Source organism: Streptomyces sp. M2CJ-2 (assembly GCF_016757295.1).
In the GTDB taxonomy this organism is placed as follows: Bacteria; Actinomycetota; Actinomycetes; order Streptomycetales; family Streptomycetaceae; genus Streptomyces.
Genome location: NZ_JAESIF010000015.1, coordinates 114,458 through 130,961 on the forward strand (window position 1 = coordinate 114,458; position 16,504 = coordinate 130,961).

General features: G+C 70.0%; 14 protein-coding genes and 1 pseudogene. 6 read left to right on the plus strand and 9 right to left on the minus strand.

Translation table 11 applies throughout. The features are described 5' to 3' along the window. Positions 1 to 336: 336 nt before the first annotated feature. Complete coding sequence (locus tag JL475_RS14755; RefSeq protein WP_202278058.1) at positions 337 to 1,803, minus strand: non-reducing end alpha-L-arabinofuranosidase family hydrolase; 1,467 nt, start codon at positions 1,801 to 1,803, stop codon at positions 337 to 339. A gap of 727 nt (positions 1,804 to 2,530) precedes the next feature. On the opposite strand from JL475_RS14755, the gene JL475_RS14760 reads away from it, so the two are divergent. The 3 genes from JL475_RS14760 to JL475_RS14770 all read left to right on the plus strand — a co-directional run bounded on the left by JL475_RS14760 (position 2,531) and on the right by JL475_RS14770 (position 5,674). Continuing rightward, on the plus strand, positions 2,531 to 3,961 hold the full coding sequence (locus JL475_RS14760) for an endo-1,4-beta-xylanase (RefSeq protein ID WP_202278060.1): 1,431 nt from the start codon (positions 2,531 to 2,533) through the stop codon (positions 3,959 to 3,961). A 448-nt stretch (positions 3,962 to 4,409) separates the two neighbouring features. After that, positions 4,410 to 4,892: a DUF1990 domain-containing protein gene (locus tag JL475_RS14765; protein ID WP_307825055.1), complete on the plus strand. Its 483-nt coding sequence runs from the start codon at positions 4,410 to 4,412 to the stop codon at positions 4,890 to 4,892. Between the two features lie 362 nt (positions 4,893 to 5,254). Next, positions 5,255 to 5,674 (plus strand): hypothetical protein, encoded by a 420-nt coding sequence (locus JL475_RS14770; protein WP_202278064.1) that lies wholly within the window; start codon positions 5,255 to 5,257, stop codon positions 5,672 to 5,674. Here JL475_RS14770 and JL475_RS14775 read toward each other — a convergent pair. The 4 genes from JL475_RS14775 to JL475_RS14795 form a co-directional block, all read right to left on the minus strand. Continuing rightward, entirely contained in the window at positions 5,664 to 6,467 is an 804-nt protein-coding gene (locus JL475_RS14775) for a helix-turn-helix domain-containing protein (protein WP_202278066.1), read from the minus strand. The genes JL475_RS14770 and JL475_RS14775 overlap by 11 nt on opposite strands. Positions 6,468 to 6,733: 266 nt before the next feature. Then, positions 6,734 to 6,958 carry a histidine phosphatase family protein gene (locus tag JL475_RS14785; protein WP_202278068.1) on the minus strand — a complete coding sequence of 75 codons (225 nt, stop codon included), beginning with the start codon at positions 6,956 to 6,958 and terminating at the stop codon, positions 6,734 to 6,736. Beyond that, on the minus strand, positions 6,955 to 7,596 hold the full coding sequence (locus JL475_RS14790; RefSeq protein ID WP_307825056.1) for an FGGY-family carbohydrate kinase: 642 nt from the start codon (positions 7,594 to 7,596) through the stop codon (positions 6,955 to 6,957). Before JL475_RS14790 ends, JL475_RS14785 begins: the two co-directional genes overlap by 4 nt. 78 nt (positions 7,597 to 7,674) lie before the next feature. After that, a complete protein-coding gene (locus tag JL475_RS14795; protein ID WP_237407166.1) occupies positions 7,675 to 9,027 on the minus strand; it encodes an aminopeptidase P family protein in 1,353 nt (450 codons plus the stop codon). Between the two features lie 297 nt (positions 9,028 to 9,324). On the opposite strand from JL475_RS14795, the gene JL475_RS14800 reads away from it, so the two are divergent. Then, positions 9,325 to 10,317, plus strand: a complete 993-nt coding sequence (locus JL475_RS14800) for a helix-turn-helix transcriptional regulator (RefSeq protein WP_202278074.1) — start codon at positions 9,325 to 9,327, stop codon at positions 10,315 to 10,317. Between the two features lie 337 nt (positions 10,318 to 10,654). On the opposite strand, the pseudogene JL475_RS14805 reads toward JL475_RS14800, so the two are convergent. Further along, a pseudogene (locus tag JL475_RS14805) lies at positions 10,655 to 10,801 on the minus strand (transposase); the annotation flags it as partial. 156 nt (positions 10,802 to 10,957) lie between these two features. Between JL475_RS14805 and JL475_RS14810 the strand changes: the two are divergent. Further along, positions 10,958 to 11,386, plus strand: a complete 429-nt coding sequence (locus JL475_RS14810) for a hypothetical protein (protein ID WP_202278076.1) — start codon at positions 10,958 to 10,960, stop codon at positions 11,384 to 11,386. Between the two features lie 478 nt (positions 11,387 to 11,864). Here JL475_RS14810 and JL475_RS14815 read toward each other — a convergent pair whose 3' ends face one another. Continuing rightward, positions 11,865 to 12,521: a hypothetical protein gene (locus tag JL475_RS14815; RefSeq protein WP_237407135.1), complete on the minus strand. Its 657-nt coding sequence runs from the start codon at positions 12,519 to 12,521 to the stop codon at positions 11,865 to 11,867. Between the two features lie 191 nt (positions 12,522 to 12,712). Between JL475_RS14815 and JL475_RS14820 the strand changes: the two genes are divergently transcribed. Beyond that, complete coding sequence (locus tag JL475_RS14820) at positions 12,713 to 13,018, plus strand: winged helix-turn-helix domain-containing protein (RefSeq protein WP_237407137.1); 306 nt, start codon at positions 12,713 to 12,715, stop codon at positions 13,016 to 13,018. A 784-nt stretch (positions 13,019 to 13,802) separates the two neighbouring features. Here JL475_RS14820 and JL475_RS14825 read toward each other — a convergent pair. Both JL475_RS14825 and JL475_RS14830 read right to left on the minus strand, forming a co-directional pair. Continuing rightward, on the minus strand, positions 13,803 to 15,389 hold the full coding sequence (locus tag JL475_RS14825) for an FAD-dependent monooxygenase (protein ID WP_202278080.1): 1,587 nt from the start codon (positions 15,387 to 15,389) through the stop codon (positions 13,803 to 13,805). A gap of 23 nt (positions 15,390 to 15,412) precedes the next feature. Continuing rightward, positions 15,413 to 16,372 (minus strand): MBL fold metallo-hydrolase, encoded by a 960-nt coding sequence (locus JL475_RS14830; RefSeq protein ID WP_202278082.1) that lies wholly within the window; start codon positions 16,370 to 16,372, stop codon positions 15,413 to 15,415. Between the last annotated feature and the right edge of the window lie 132 nt (positions 16,373 to 16,504).

Consider the following 16,504-nt stretch of genomic DNA (forward strand, 5'->3'; position numbering starts at 1 on the left):
CGCCGGAGCAGCGGACGGCACGCCCTCACCGCGTTGGATCCCTTGGTCTCGTCCACGGGGCCGTAGCCGAGGGCCGCGCGGTTGATGAAACGGTCACCGAGGTCGCGCACGCGCACGGGCGCGAGCTTCGGCTTCTGCACAGCCTTTTCGCCGTGGACTTCTTCGGGGCGGGCTCCTTGCCGCCCGCACGCCCGGCCGGTGCCGCCTTGGCCCGCTTGGCTTTCTGCGGGGCCGGGGGAGGTGACCTGGGCTTTTCGGACCACGGCGTGGTGGGCTCGGCGGAAGGCCGAGCCCACCACGCCGGCTCCCCCTCGGAGCCGGACCCGCGTCGTGCCGTCAGCGCCGCAGTGTCAGCAGACCCGGACGGTAGGGCAGGAGGCCGTAGTCACCGCCCGAGTTGGGGCTGCGCCCCTGGTAGAGCAACTGCAGGTTGCAGGGATCGACGGTCATGGTCTGATCGGCGCTGGTGCGGATCAGCTCGCCGTGGCTGATGTCGTTGGTCCAGGTGGCGCCACTGTTGGCCTTGCCGGCGAAGGGATTGCTCTCGGTCGCGGCCTGGGGCGTCCAGGAGCCGTTCAGGCTGGTCGCCGTGAACGAGCGGAAGTACCGGCCCTGCGAGCCGATCGCCTCGACGATCATGAGGTAGCGGTTCTGGCCCTGCAGCTTGTAGACCTGCGGGGCTTCGAACAGGTTGTTCGTCGTGTCGCTCATGACCACGGTCGAGGTCGAGCCGAAGCTGCCCGGGAAGTTCCCGATCGGCATGCTGGCCCGGTAGATCTTGCCGTTGTCGCCGGCGAAGAACAGGTACATGTTCGTGCCGTCACCGATGAGCGTCTGGTCGATGGGCCCTGTTCCGGAGCCCGAGATGCTTCCGGAGAAGAGCACCTGCTCGGACGACCAGCCGTTCGGGTTGGTGGGGTCGCTCGACGTCCGGTAGGAGAAGGCGGTCCCGCCCCACTGGTAGGCGAGCACCCAGATGTTCTTCGGCGCGAAGTAGAAGAGCGTGGGTGCCACTGTCGAGCTGGACATCGCGTTCTGGCCGGCCGAGGCCATCTCCGGCCAGTCGGTGAACAGGCCGAAGTTCATCGAACCCCACCGTGTCCCCGTGTCATGCGTGGTCGCGTAGACGAGCTGCCTGCCGTTGTACGGGGCGACGGTGAAGTCCTTGAGCGACACCCACCCCTGCCGGGGCTGCGCCAGTGCGCCCGTCGATGTCCAGCGGTAGCTCGACGGAAGATCGCACGAGCCGGGGGTGCCGGCGCCGACCTTGACGAGCTGCCACTGCTGGTTGGTGCCGCCCCAGTCGTCGTACTGGACGACGTTCGCGTTGTCGGCGGTGGAGGCGCCTTGTATTTCGAGGGCCTTGTTGCTGTGGCGCGAGATGAGTCTCACGTAGCCGTCCGAGCTGTCAGCCAGCCGCCACTGCTGGTTGGTGCCGTTCAGGTCGGCCCACTGGACGATCGAGCCGCCGTTCGCGGTGGACCAGTTGTGGACGTCCAGCACCTTGCCCGAGTGGCGGGACTTGATGCGGTAGTAGCCGTCCCCGGAATCGACGAACTGCCACTGCTGCTGGTTCTGGTCGTTCCTGGTCCACTGGGTGATGCGGGCGCCGTCGTCGGTCGCCATGTTGTAGACGTCCAGGGCTTTGCCGCTGTTCCGGTTGACCAGCACGTACGAGGCGTCGGGATCCACGGTCGCAGCCTCGGCGGGCTGGGCACCGAGGAAGGTGGCCACCAGCAGCAAGGGCGCAAGGACGCCGAGTAAGCGTCTTGGACGGACCGGGGACGGGTGGCGAAACCACATCAGAGGGCCTCCTTGGGGGCGGGTGAGGCGATGCCGATGAACCGCGGAGCGGCAGCCGCGCCAGGGGCAGAGACGGGTTCGAAAATTTCGAAGTGATCCCGATTCTGTGACGCCACAAGCTAGGAAGGAGAGGCCCTCCGGTCAAGGTCTGTCGTCGATCTGTCTGTAAACAATTCCTCCCACCGGGCTGACAATCCCTTGCGTCAACCATAAATCCGCAGGTGGTGTGCGATACGGCTCACCGGTCCAGGGATCCGCCCACCTCGACGCAGCATCGAAAGTTTCGAAATGGGAGCGGAAACTTTTTCTGCCGCGGGGGTTGACGAGTTACTGTCAACCTCTCAATCATCCTGTCTGGTAAACCGACCGTAGGACGAGATTTCGAACCACGCTGGTCCCGGGCAGCCTGTGCCGCACTGCAGAGCCGCGCACAGCCGCACGACAGATCTGCGCACCAAAGCACCTGCGCCACCCCGTTTTTCGTCCCGGTGAGGCTCGCACCGACGCATCCCGACCCTCCGTGCAGCAGGAGAGGTGTGCGACGCCGCGTGACGGCCTCCCGGCTGAGCCGCGATGGAGTACCCCCGTGCCCGTGTCGAAAGACCGCCGCCGCCCGGCCTACGTCACTCGGCGGCCGACCGGGCCCGTCCGTGCCGGTTGAGATCCTCCCGGGCCCCATGACCGCGGTGTCCGGTGATCCCGTCATTCCTACCTTGGAGGCACAGCCATGGGCTTGTACGCCCTTCCCAGACCCGTTGTCCGGCGGAAGATCCGCGCTCTGCTGTTGGCGCTGGTCGCCGGCGTCCTCGGTGTGGCCGCCGTACTGGTCGCGCCGCCGTCCGCTCAGGCCGCCGAGAGCACGCTCGGCGCCGCGGCGGCGCAGAGCGGCCGCTACTTCGGCGTCGCCATCGCCGCGAACAGGCTGAGCGACTCGACGTACGCGACGATCGCGGCCCGTGAGTTCAACTCGGTGACGGCCGAGAACGAGATGAAGATCGACGCCACCCAACCGCAGCGGGGCCAGTTCAACTTCACCGCCGCCGACCGCGTCTACAACTGGGCGGTGCAGAACGGCAAGCAGGTGCGCGGCCACACCCTGGCCTGGCACTCCCAGCAGCCCGGCTGGATGCAGAGCCTCAGCGGCAGCGCACTGCGCCAGGCGATGATCGACCACATCAACGGCGTGATGGCCCACTACAAGGGCAAGATCGCCCAGTGGGACGTCGTGAACGAGGCCTTCGCCGACGGCGGTTCCGGAGCCCGGCGCGACTCCAACCTGCAGCGCACCGGCAACGACTGGATCGAGGTCGCCTTCCGCGCCGCGCGCGCCGCCGACCCGTCCGCCAAGCTCTGCTACAACGACTACAACGTCGAGGACTGGACCTGGGCCAAGACCCAGGCCATGTACGCCATGGTGCGGGACTTCAAGCAGCGCGGCGTGCCGATCGACTGCGTCGGCTTCCAGTCGCACTTCAACAGCGGCAGCCCCTACAACAGCAACTTCCGCACCACCCTGCAGAACTTCGCCGCCCTCGGCGTCGACGTGGCCGTCACCGAGCTCGACATCCAGGGTGCCTCGGCCTCGACCTACGCCGACGTGGTCAACGACTGCCTGGCCGTCTCGCGCTGCCTCGGCATCACCGTCTGGGGTGTGCGCGACAGCGACTCCTGGCGATCGGAGCACACGCCGCTGCTGTTCAACAACGACGGCAGCAAGAAGCCCGCCCACACCGCCGTCCTCAACGCACTCAACGGCGGCTCCACCCCACCGCCCGCGGACGGCAAAACGATCAAGGGCGTCGGTTCGGGCCGCTGCCTGGACGTGCCCGGCACCAGCACCACCGACGGCACCCAGCTCCACCTGTGGGACTGCCACAACGGCACCAACCAGCAGTGGACGTACACCGACGCCGGAGAGCTCAGGGTCTACGGCAACAAGTGCCTGGACGCCGCCGGCACCGGCAACGGCGCCAAAGTCCAGATCTACAGCTGCTGGGGCGGCGACAACCAGAAGTGGCGCCTCAACTCCGACGGATCCATCGTCGGCGTCCAGTCCGGCCGCTGCCTCGACGCCGTCGGGGGCGGCACCGTCAACGGCACCCTGATCCAGCTCTACTCCTGCTCGAACAGCAACAACCAACGCTGGACCCGCGCCTGACAAGGCCTGCACGAAAACATCGCTGGTGATCGTGAGGGCCGCCGCCGTGGTGGCGGCGGCCCTCACGGGAGGACAGCACCATCCGTTGCCGGGGCCCGCCGCGAACTCGGTCAGAAGAGCGTCAGGGAGCCATGGCGGATGACCCTGTGAAGGGTGTTCAAGAGCCGGAGTACGTCCGTGAGAAGGTGGTCGTCCCGTCCCTCGCCCATGTGAAGAAGGCGCTCACTGTCGCTGACGATGATCTCGCGCTCGAGATCGTCATGATGGTGGGCTGCGGCTTGCGCAATGGTGAGGCCCGGGCGGTGAGCCGGGGCACATCACTCATGGCCCGTCCCCTCTTCCGAACAGGAACGCCATGCCCAACAGCCGTACGAGACGCGGCCCGTCGTCGGGTGAACTCACTTATGGGCCGGCCGGTGCGACCCGGCCCGCGGAAGAGTCCTGGTCGGTGGGGATCACAGGTCTGCGCCCCTACGCCCGTACCGTCGTCATCGGGCGCGGGGACACTGACTGGCACGCTGCGGCGGACGCGGTGCTGTGCTGGGGCATCAAGCGGCGCAGTGGCTTCACGGTGACGGGCCGCGAGGGCGCCGGGGGCCGGGTCGTGGAGGGGGCCGAGTACCGCATCAGCGCGGCGTTCGGTCCGTTTGCGGTGCGGGAGCCCGTCCGGGTCGTCGCCGTCGTCGACACCCCGGACCGCTGCGGCTTCGCCTACGGCACCCTGCCCGGCCATCCCGTGAGCGGCGAGGAGGCCTTCGTCGTCCACCGGTCCCCCGACGGCACGGTCGCGCTGACGATCCGCTCCCTGACCCGTGCCGCCCCGCATGGGCCGTGGCGCCTGGTGTTCCCGGTGCTGCTGGTCGCGCAGCGGTTCTTCCGGCGGCGTTATCTGCGCGCCCTGCGGCCTGCTCGTCGAGCGGGCGTGCGGTGACCCGTTCCGGGTCCGACGGAGGCTCGGCCGGGCCCCGCCCGTGCTTTGCTGCTGGGTCACCAGGGCACGGCATGCCTCACCCGCGGCCAGGGCCGCCAGGGTCTCCACCTGCTGGTTCCACCGCACGTGGTCCGACCGGACGTGCATCGCCGATGGCCCCGGTGCTCGCGGCCCTCCGCACGGCCGCCGCGCGGGTCGGGCCCGATTCGGCGTCCACGGCCTGACCTGCTTCATTACCTCAGTGGTAATCGACCCTTCGTGCGGAACCGGGGAAGGTGGGAGTCACCGTGGCCCGGGCGGCGCACTCCGCCCGGGCACGGCCCCCTGACCAGCGTTCTCGACCTCGCCGGAGGCTGATCGGTATGTCCGCCACCACCCTGCTCGGCACGCTCTCCCGCACCGACCGCCCGCAGACCATGCTGCGCCGCTTCCTCGCCCTCGACGCCGTCGTCACCGGTGCCAACGGACTGGTCTACCTGATCGACTCGAAACCGGTCGGCGACCTGCTCGGCATCGGATCCGGTCTGCTGTTCGAACTCGGCGTCTTCCTGGTGCTGTACGCCGCGGGGGTCGGCTTCCTCGCCACCCGGGAGCAGCCGCCGGCCCTCGCCGTGAAGGCGGTCATCGACGCCAATGTGCTGTGGGCCGTGCTCAGCGTCGTCGCGATGGTCGCCTGGTTCTCGCCGACGACGGCGGGTGCCGTCTGGATCCCCGTGCAGGCCGTGACCGTCGCCGGTTTCGGTGTGCTCCAGTTCCTCTCGCTGCGTGCCACTACGGCTTGAGGGATCGCAGATACTCGACTGTCGCCGAGTCGGCCGGGAGGAACGCCTCGATGGCCAGCTCGGCGACTGTCACGTCCATCGGAGTGTTGAAAGTCGAGATGGACGAGATGAAGGACAGGGTCCGGCCGTTGTGCTCGAGCTGGAGCGGCAGTGCGAAGTACGGAGTGGACTCCTTCGGGTGGCCGCTGTGGTCCCCGCTCTCCGGCAGCGGATAGGCGGCCACCTCGTCGTACAGCGCACGCAGCGCCTCGGACCTGACCAGTGCGATCTGACGCTCCATCTGGTCCAGCAGATGTCCGCGCCATTCCGGCAGATTGCGGATGTGCGGCGCCATTCCCTGCGGGTGCAGTGTGAGCCGCATGGCGTTCAGCGGCGGGGTGAGCAGATGCTCCGCCACCCCGTCCAGCATCATCATGATTCCTCGGTTGGCGGCGACGACGTTGTACGTCCCGTCGACGACCAGCGCCGGATACGGTTCGTAGCCCTGCAGCAGCCGCTCGATGCCACCGCGCAGTGAGCCGAGCGCCGGATCGTGCAGCGGGGTCTCGGCGTAACGCGGGGCGTAACCGGCCGCCAGCAGCAGGACGTTGCGCTCCCGGACCGGGACATCGAGGTGTTCGGCCAGCCGCAGGATCATCTCCTCGCTCGGACGGGACCGGCCCGTCTCGATGAAGCTGATGTGCCGGGCGGAGGAGTCGGCACGCAGCGCCAGCTCCAGCTGGCTGAGCCTCCGCTGCTCCCGCCAGCCACGGAGCAGCGGACCTATTGAGGTGCCCAGAACGGCAGTTGACATACCATGACGGTACCCCCACCGCCCAGGCCGGCCCGGCGGGGTACCGTCAGCCGAGGGGTTCGAACGGCCCCGGAGTCTCGCCCGTCCAGCGGTGCAGACGGATCTCGCCCTCCTGCTTGAGGACGCCGTCCTCCTCCACGGCCCGGCCCTCCGCCACGTAGTGACGTCCGTCGCCCGACGCGTCGAACCCGTAGCTGCCGTGGAACTCCCAGCCGCGGATGCCGGTCGCGTCGTCGCGCAGGCCGGCCTCGCGGAGGGTGAGGAGGCTACCGGTCTCCGGCGCGGGCCGCGCTCCCCTCCGCGGTCTGCCGGCAGCGTCGCAACGGGGAGGACCGGACCGCCGTGAGATCCGCCCGCCCCGCCCAGGAAGCGAGCCGGGCGGCCTGGGCGCGGCCGTGCTCGGAGAGATCGATGCCGGTGGCCCCGGCATAGCGGTTCTCGTCGTGCCAGACGCTCTCTCCGTGCCGGACGAGGAAAACATGGAGGCTCATGGTGCGGTCCTTTCTCGTGCGTGGGCCGAGACGGTCTCGGGCCGCCAGCCACGCTGGACCAGCAGATCGAGCAGCCGGGCGTAGCCCTCGTCATGGACGGACCGATGCGCGGACCGCGGCTCCAGGACCCGGCCGGGCCGCACCATCGCGGCGGCGGCACCGTCCAGACCGCCCGGAGCCCCGCAGGCGGAGGCGGCGAGTACGGCCATGCCGAGTGCGGGCTGGGCACGGCGGGGCAGGGACAGGGGCCGGCGCAGCACATCGGCGCGGAGCTGGTTCCACACCGGGGTGCGGGTCGCGCCGCCGGTGAGGACGACGGTCCCGTCGGTGGGGGCGCCGAGCAGGTCCAGACAGTCGAAGCAGAGGCGTTCGAGGTACGCGACGCCCTGCATCAGTGCGGCGAAGTCCTCGGCGCGGCCCGCCGGTTCCCGGCTGCCGAACGCGACGGCGTCCGGGGCGACGAAGGGGAATCGCTCCCCGGGCGAGACCAGCGGACAGCGCAGCAGCCCGGTGGGCAGCAGGGGAGCCGCCTCCACGGTGGCGCGGCCGTAGCCGACATCCGGCACCGGGGCGAGCCAGTCCCGGCAGCCGCTCGCCCTGGCGCTCGGTGGGAGTCTCGGCGCCGCTGAGACTCCCACCCGGCGATGTTTCCAGGGCCCCTGCACCACCGAGGGCGACGGCGAACGCCCGGCGCACCGACGACGCCACTGCCGCACTCAGCCGGCGAAGCGCGCCATCCACGCCTCGACCTCGTCCGCGGCGCGTGGCAGGGCCGCCGACAGGTTCTCGTGGCCGTCGTCGGTGACGACCAGGTCGTCCTCGATCCGGACGCCGATGCCGCGCCACTCCTCGGGCACCGTCAGGTCGTCCGCCTGGAAATACAGGCCCGGCTCGACGGTCAGGCACATGCCCGGCTCCAGCACACCGTCGACGTACTCCTCCGTGCGGGCCTCCGCGCAGTCATGGACGTCCAGGCCCAGCATGTGACCGGTGCCGGCCATGGTGAAGCGGCGCTGCAGGCCGAGCTCGTACGCGCGGTCGACGGGACCCTCGATGAAACCCCACTCGACCAGCCGTGCCGTCAGGTGGCGCTGGGCCGCCTCGTGGAAATCGCGGTACCGGGCGCCCGGCTTGACCGCCGCCATGCCGGCCTCCTGGGCCTCGTACACCGCGTCGTAGATCTCGCGCTGCAGGGGCGTGAAGGTGCCGCTGATCGGAAGCGTGCGGGTCACGTCGGCGGTGTAGAGGGAGTGCGTCTCCACGCCGGCGTCGAGCAGCAGCAGGTCCCCCGGGCGCACCGGGCCGTCGTTGTCCGTCCAGTGCATGATCGTGGCGTGCTCGCCGGCGGCGCAGATCGAGCCGTAGCCCACGGCGTTGCCCTCGAGGCGTGCCCGGCGGAAGAAAGTGCCCTCGATCCACCGCTCCGACGAGGCGATCGCCCGGGAGAGCTCCCCGACGACGTCGGTGAAGCCGCGCACGGTGGAGTCCACGGCCTTGCGCAGTTCCCCGAGCTCCCAGGCGTCCTTGACGAGGCGGAGATCGCTGAGCGCCTCTTCCAGCTCGGCGTCACGCTCCGCGTCGGTGGTGACGGCGGCCTCGAGGGAGGGGTCGATCCCGCGGACGATCCGCGTCGGCGCTCCGGAGGCGGCGGCCAGGTCGGCAGCCGCGGTGCGCACGTCGCGGCACGGCAGGCCGAGTACACGCTCCGATTCGGCGAGTGAGCGGCGCCGGCCCGTCCACAGCTCCGCGTGGGCACCCGTCCAGAACTCGTCGTCGTCCCTGCTGTCCCGTGGCAGCTGATAGCAGTAGGCGTCGTGGCCGCCGTCCGCGCGGGGTTCGAGGACGAGCGCGCCGTCCCGAACCTGGTCGCCGGCCATGTGCACGTAGCCCGAGTACGGCCGGAAGGGGTAGGTGTCGTCGTTCGAGCGGACCTTGAGGTTCCCCGAGGGGATCACGAGGCGTTCGCCGGGGAACCGCGCGGAGAGCGCGGCGCGGCGGCGGGCCGCGTGCGGGGCCTGCTCGGCGAGCTGGAGGTCGCGTCGTTCGGTGTCCGCCCAGCCCGTCCGCATCAGAGCGGACAGCTCTGCGGAGATCTCCGGGTAGAGGCCGTTCTTCCGGCGCTTCGCCACGTCGTGCACCTTTTTCCGTTGGGCTTGCGTGGGCTTCCGAGGAAGCCCACGTCTCGGCGGCGAGGGCCGGCAAGCGCACCGTCCGGGCAGGGTGGCCCCCGCCCGGTGGGGTTCCGGGCTCCCTCGCTGCCGCCGGTCGGCGGCGGCTCCCGGACGGTACCGCCTCGCGGCGGACTCTGGGGCCGGACAGTGCCAGTGGCACAGATCGGCCACGGGCCCGGGCGGAATGCGTCGATAATGTGTCCCGTGGCGAACGCGGAACTCGGTGAGGCCCTCCGGCGGCTGGGGCTCGATCACACGGCGTGCCGGGTCTACCTGGCCCTGCTGGAGCTGGCTCCCGCTCCGCTGAGCGCGATCGGCGCGGCGGCCGGGCTGGGCGGGACCGATCTCGCCGCGGCGTACGGAGAACTGGCCGACGCCGGTCTGGCCAGTACCGCAGCCGAGGACGGGGACACGGTGGCCCCGGTGCCGCCCGCCGCGGGCCTGGAAATCCTCGCCCGGCACCGGGCGGCCGAGCTCGATGAGTCGCGCATCGCCGTCACCGGCGCGTTCGAGTCGTTCCGGCGCCAGCGGCTCGCCGCGTACAACGACGACCTCGTCGAGGTCGTCACCGGCGAAGCCATCGGTCCGAGGATGCGCCATGCGTGGGCCAGCGCCCGCGAGCAGATCCGGCAGTTCGAGTCCCCGCCGTACGCTCCTCTGGCCGGAGCCACCGACGACGCCCTGGCGACGCTGGCCCGTGGGGTGACGCAGCGCGTCGTCTACTCACGGGAGTCACTGGAACATCCCGGCCACCTGAAGGACGTCATCGAACCCTGCATCGAGGCGGGCGAGCAGGCCAGGGTGCTGCCGTCGGTGCCGGTCAAGCTCTTGATCATCGATGAGGCGTACGCACTGGTGTCGTTGTCGATCAAGGAAGCGGACGTGCACAACACCATGCTGGTGGTACAGCCGTGCGGCCTGCTCTCCGCCCTGGTGGCCCTGTTCGAGCAGGCGTGGCACAACGCCCTCCCCCTCCACGGCCACGCCACCGGCCCCGTCGGCCTCCCACCCGCCGACCGTCGCCTGCTGCGTCTCCTTGCCGGCGGCGCGACCGACGACGTCATCGCCCGCGAACTGGGCATCAGCCGCCGTACGCTGTTCCGCCGCCTCCAGGTCCTGATGGCCCGTCTCGGTGCCGCGAACCGTTTCCAGATGGCCCTGCAGGCACAGCGCTCCGGCTGGCTGTGACCAGGGCCCAGATACCCCCTGCGACGGCTTCGCCCGGCTCCGGCGGAGAACGGTTCGTTGTGGCCCCCACACGATCGTCACCCGGCCCCGAGCGTTCGTCATCGGCGGCGAACAGGCCGACATCAGCACCAGGGATGAGACGACCCGGGTGTTCCTGTCCGGAAGTCCTCGGCCGTCGTACCCGAACCCGGAAGCCCGCGGCCTCCCGCTCACAGCGACGACCCCGAGCCCGCAGGTGGCGCTCGTCACCAGCGGCGCCACCGCTCCCTCCGGGCCCTGTTGCGCGCGGCCCGGGAAGAGTTGGCCGCCTGGGCGAGGTGGCACACGCTCTGAGGTCGTCCTTGCCGACCCACGTCCGCAGCAACTCCGCGGTGATGCCGAGATCCGCGGCCACCGCCGCGTACGTCCGCTTGCCACCCGCGGCGCGGTAGAGCGCGACGGCGTCCTGTCCGAACTCCTCCGGATACGGAGACTTGCGTCCCACCTGGACATCCCTCCCTGGACCATCAAGATCCACTGCCAGAGTGTCCACTCCAAAGGATCATCCTCAACGCCTCCGGACAACCCGGTCTCCCGTGAACACAGTGCCTGCGGCCGTTGAGAGCAACCGCCGTCGGCGGTGACGGCGAACCTGCCCGGTTTGTGGGTCCCCAAGGGGGCGAACGTACGCGAGGCGCAGCGGAACGCCGCCCGCGCCGACGAATTCCAGGCGCTGCGCGAGCTGGGCACGCTGGAACAGACAGAGCCCCGCGACGGGGACGAAGCCGTGCGCGACAAACTGACCCGGCGAGCCGGCGGGTGCGTCCAGGCCGACGTCGACGCCTGGCTCGCCCACGCCCTGGCTGCGCACCTCGGGCGCCACCGCGCCCCGGCCGCCCGCGAGGCCGCCGCCGGCCTTCTTCCGCCGCCGGTCCTCGTGCATGCCGGGCTGCTCGCCGAACTTGCCCGCCTGATCCCCGACGCCGGCGTCGACCAGCTGGCGTCCGCGGCCCGGCTCTCCACCAGCGAACCCGAAGCCGCCAGAGCCCTCGCCGTGTTCCTCGCCCGCGCCCGCTCCGAAGCGAGCTGACCTCTCCCAGGCCGTGTCACGCTCCCCCGGAAAAGTGTCACGCCACTGCGAATACGTGCCCGTTTGCCCGTTTCTTGGTGCCCGCAGGGGCCTCCAGGCCGGATTCCGAGCGGGGGGCGTGACAGCCGGGGTCCGACCTCACGCACGCCCGGGAGCAGTGCGGAACGTATCCGCTCCATACGGAGCGTGATGTTCAGGCATGGGGCGTCACGCTGTCGCGTGAAAACGGTCTTGAGCGAGGACTCCGGGGGTGTTCCGGCTTCAGAGCGCGGTCAATTCGGGCATTTGAGCGGCTGCTGTCACGCGGTCGGCGGCGAGCGTGACAGGCGGCGTGAAATGTACGTGACATCCGCGGTTGTGACGCTAGGTGAGCATGACACCGCTCGGAACGAACCCGTCTCCCAGGCTCCCAGGTCGTCCCCAGTGACGAGGCGGGCGCCGACAGCTGGTCGGCACGGGGCCTGAGGCGGCCGTGCGGTCAGCCGTTGAGCGCGGCGGAGGGCTCGTTGCCGTTCTGGGCCTGCTGGGACCGCTTGGCGAGCATCGTGGCCAGGCCCCGAACACTGTCCTCGTCGATGTCGCCCTTGTGCGCGGCAGACTCCATGGTCCACAACAGCGTCGTGCCGACCCGGGTCTGGGTCACGGCGCCGGGCTCGCCGTGGAAGCCGGAGGTGCCGAGCCGGGCGTCGTGCTCGTCACCGATCGGGCCGAGCTTCAAGGTCTTGGCTCTCTGGCCCGTCTGGCTGGCCTGGTTGCAGTAGTAGCCGTCCCAGAGCACGTCGTACGCGTCCTGGGCCGCCTGTTCGCTGTCGTAGGCGACGACCTGGAAGGTGACGGAGGCGAAGGGGTTCTCGCGCCGGAAGGTCGCGGCGCCGAAGAAGCGGGAGTTCTCGCAGCCAGCGTTGCCCTTGACGGGGCATGCCTGCCAGCGGGAGAGCTTGTCCATCTCGACGGCTGTGGGCTGGAAGGACTGCTTCCAGCCCGTCATGACCTCGTCGTCCGGCAGCGTCCGGCCGACCTGTTCCTTCGTGAGCGCCGCCGCCTTGCCGGTTGTGCTGTCGCTCTCCGGCGCGCCTCCGCAGCCGCTCAGCAGCAGTGCCACCGCGGTCGCCGCATACCACCGGTGCGTTCTCATGGCCATGCCACCACCCCCTCGAGTCGGTCATCGTACGCGGACCGTCTTCGCGCGGGGCGTGCCGGCCTTCGGCCGCACTGCGGGTGTCGGAGCGGTCGGTGGAGCGCCGGCGGAAGTCCTGGCGTGAGCGGGGCAGGGCCGGGATCCTGTCGAAGGGGTCACCGGGCCGCCCGAGGCCGGGGCCGGCCCAGATGGAGCGTCTGGAGCGGGAGCTGGAGCGTGGCCCGCTCGCGCACGGCCGGCCGGACCAGCGGTGGACCCTGGTGAGGATCAAGGCGCTGATCGGCCGGCTGTTCCACGTCTCGTACACCATCGAGGGCACCTGGCTGTTGCTGAGGCGGTACGGCTGGTCCTGGCAGCAGCCCGCCCGGCAGGCGACTGAGCGGGACGACGAGGCGGTCGAGCTGTGGAAGAAGGAGGTCCGGCCGCAGGTAAAGGAGTGGCCGCGGCCCGGGGTGCGTGGATCGCCTTCGAGGACGAGGCCGGGCAGTCGATGACACCGACCGGGGCCAGGACCTGGGGCCGGGTCGGCCGCACGCCGGTGGTCAGGGTTCGCGGCCGGGGCAGTGGCCGTCTGTCCATGGTGGGCATGTGCTGCTTCAGGCCGGGGACCCGGTCGAGAGTGCTGCGTACTCTGTTCAAGTCCAAGATCTAGCGTTTGGGTGTTTCCGCAGGTCAGGGCCCTGATTGCCGCGCCCGGGTCAGCGAAAGGTCAGCATCGGGCCGGACGGTGTCCGGCTTGCTGACCTGCACCTGCGGCAGGGGCCTGCTGCGCCGCCCGACGCCCTGCTCGGAAGGCTTGATACGTGGCTCGACAGCTCGCCCGTGGGATGGGGTCCTTCTTCAAGGAGTGCGTTTGTTCCAGGCCGACTTGCTGCTCGCACCCGTACACGATTCGGTTCCGGGGCGCTCTCGGCAAGCAGCGCGTGGCGGTTCCGGCAGCGAAGGATGACGGAGTACTCCACTGGCGAGGAGGTGGACAGCTCCATCGACGCGCACACCGTCCCCTTCCTGGATCGAGAAAGCCGAACTCGGTCACTCCGATTGTGGACGCGGGCGGTAGATGCTTCCTGGCGCTGTCTGTCAAGTCGCGCGTGCCACTGCTCTCACGGCTCGACCGGCAGCACCAGGAATCGCTGCCTCCCTGTGATCCTCGTGTCTGACGGCCCAACCTGGGTACGCGGAAGATCCTCGATCGAGGAGCAGCGTCCGTCGTGGGCGTGGTGCCGGGGGCGGGTGGGATCGAGAGGGCAGCGCGGCGCTCGGTGTCTTTTCTTCTGCTCAGGCGGTTGCCCGTGTGTCCAGGCCGACGACGCGTTCGACAGCGGCCCGGACGGTTGACGGCTCGGCGGCAACCAGGGTCGCGGCGAGGTGGGCATCCGGTCGCACCACCCATGTCTCGTCCGCCCGGAGGCCGAGGACAGTCGGCGCGTCCGGGTGCAGGGTGCTCAGCCGGTGCACGGAGACGGGAAGTTCACCGAAGGTGAGCTCGGACAGGCCGGCCAGGTCGACGTTCTCGCCGCACAGCACCGTGACTCCACGACGGGCAAGCAGGCGCAGGCGGCCACCACCGTCGAACGGGTGGTCCGGGATGAGTACGCCGGGAGCCACCGCCGGCGCCTGTCCCCTCACGGGGCGGCCGCCGCAGGGACGTTCCGGTGACGCCGTCGTCAGAGGCGACGCGTCGTACCAGAACGGCTCGGCCAGCCGGCCCGAGTCGACCCTGTCCTGCGCCGACCGGTCGCTGCGAGCCTTTTCCAGTATCGACAAGCGGGTAGCCACCTGGGCTTCGTCCTGGGGGACCAGAAAATCCATCGTCGCGCCGGTGACGGCCAAGTTCTCCGACGCCGCCGCGTGGCGCTCGTCGTGGTAGGTGTCCAGCAGCGTCTCCGGTGCGAGTCCTCTCCACACGAAGGCCAGCTTCCACGCGGCGTTCTCGGAGTCCTGTACGCCGGAGTTGAGTCCCCGGGCGCCGAACGGCGACACCAGATGGGCGGCGCCGCCGGCGAGGAGCACCCGCCCGGCCCGGAACCGGTCGGCGATGCGCTGGTGGAATCGGTAGGCCGATTTCCAGACGATCTCGTACGGCTTGTCACCGACGATCTGGCGGATCCGCCGGTCCAGGCCGCCGCTTGCCTCCTCGGCGGCGATGTCGAAGTCCTCCGGCACCTGCCAGTCGATGCGGAAGGTCGAACCCGGGCAGGGGTGTATCAGCACCTGACGCCCAGGGTTCCAGACGGGGTCGAAGTAGAAGCGCCTCTCCTGGTCCCACGTACCGAGATCCGCCTTGATGTCGCAGATCAGGAAGAGGTCTCCGAACGTGCGACCGTCCAGGGTGACACCGAGCAGCCTGCGCACCGCCTCACCCCGGGCACCGGAACAGGCGACGGCGAAGGAGCCCGCCACCTGGGTGGGACCCGACGCCGTGGCACACGTCACGGTCACCCCGTCGGCGTCCTGAGCGAGGTCGACGACCTCGTGTCCCCACCGGACCTCGATGAGCGGTTCAGCTGCGATTCTCTCGTCGAGCATCGCTTCGGTGCCGGACTGGGAGATGTTGACGAACGGCGGGAACGGCGAGCGTCCGGCATCGGCGTACTCCGTGCAGAAGAGTTCGTCCTCCCGGTAGAAGGTCCGCGCCCGGAGCCAGGTCAGCCCCGCCTCGGTGATCTCCCGGCCGACATGTCCCAGTGTGTCCCAAGCGTCGAGGACGTCACGCTGCTGCACGATGGCCTTGGAGCCGACCGGATCCCGGTGCGGCCGTCCGTCGAGGACGATCGTCGGCACGCCCCAGTGGGCGAGGAAGAGCGCGGTGGTCTGCCCGACAGGGCCGTTGCCGATGACGAGCACCGGTTTCTTCGTGGTCATGGTCGTCTGCTCTCCGCCTCGGATCAGCCCTGGAGCCGGGCCCAGACCTCGCGGTCGCGCTCGGCGGTCCAGATGAGCGGCCAGTCGGTGCCGCTGAGTTCGTCCCACAGGCGGGAGACGTCGAACGGCAGGCAGTGCTCGAAGATGGGCCAGCCGCCGAACTTCGGCGCGAGGGCGGCGTGGCAGGCTTCGAACGCCTCCTTGAGCGTGCCACCCCGCTCCTGTACGGAACTGACCTCATCGATCATGGTGGTCAGGAAGCCTCGGGTCTGACTGATCGCGGCCTCCACCGCCTCCGTGCCCCGTGCGACAGCGCCGCGGCCGCCGACGAGCTGGTCCGCGCCGTACGAGGCGATCCGGTCCAGCGTGCCGGTCGACCATTCCCGGTGGAACGCGTCACCGGTGTAGAGAGCCGCCTGCGCCTCCACCAGGTCGCCGGCGAAGAGGATCCGCTGCTTCGGCAGCCAGGCGACGATGTCGCCCGCGGTGTGGCCGCGCCCCACGTGCCGGAGAACGAGCTCGCCACGGTCGCCACCGAGGTCGATCGTGAAGGTGCTGTCGAACGTCACGGTCGGCCGGGTCAGAGCGGGGATCGAGTCGGGGTCGTCGAACAGTCGTGGCATCCTGCCGAACTCCGACTCCCAGTCCTGCTCGCCGCGCTCCTCGATCAGGGACTTGGTCTTCTCGTGGGCGACGATGATCTCGGCGTCGAACGCGCTCGCCCCCAGCACGCGGACCGCGTGGTAGTGGCTCAGGACGAGGTACCGGACCGGCTTGTCCGTGTGCTCACGCAGCTTCGCCAGCCACTTCTTCGCGGCGGTCGGAGTGGCCAGTGCCTCGAAGCAGACGAGGAAATCCTCGCCCTCGATCGCGCCGAGGTTCGGGTCGCCCTCGGCGGTGAGCGCGTAGACGCCGGGAGCCAGCACCTCGAGGGTCTGCTCCTTGGCGGCGAGGTCGGCGGAGGAGGCGAACGGCTTGGTCATGATGTGTCCCGTCTGGGTCGTAAGAGATCGATGTGACGTGCGGCCTGCTGACGGCGGGTCTGCCGGGGCGTCGGGAACCCGACCCGGCAGACCCGCCGCTTCGTCGTGCTTCGTCGGACGAACGCGGCTGGC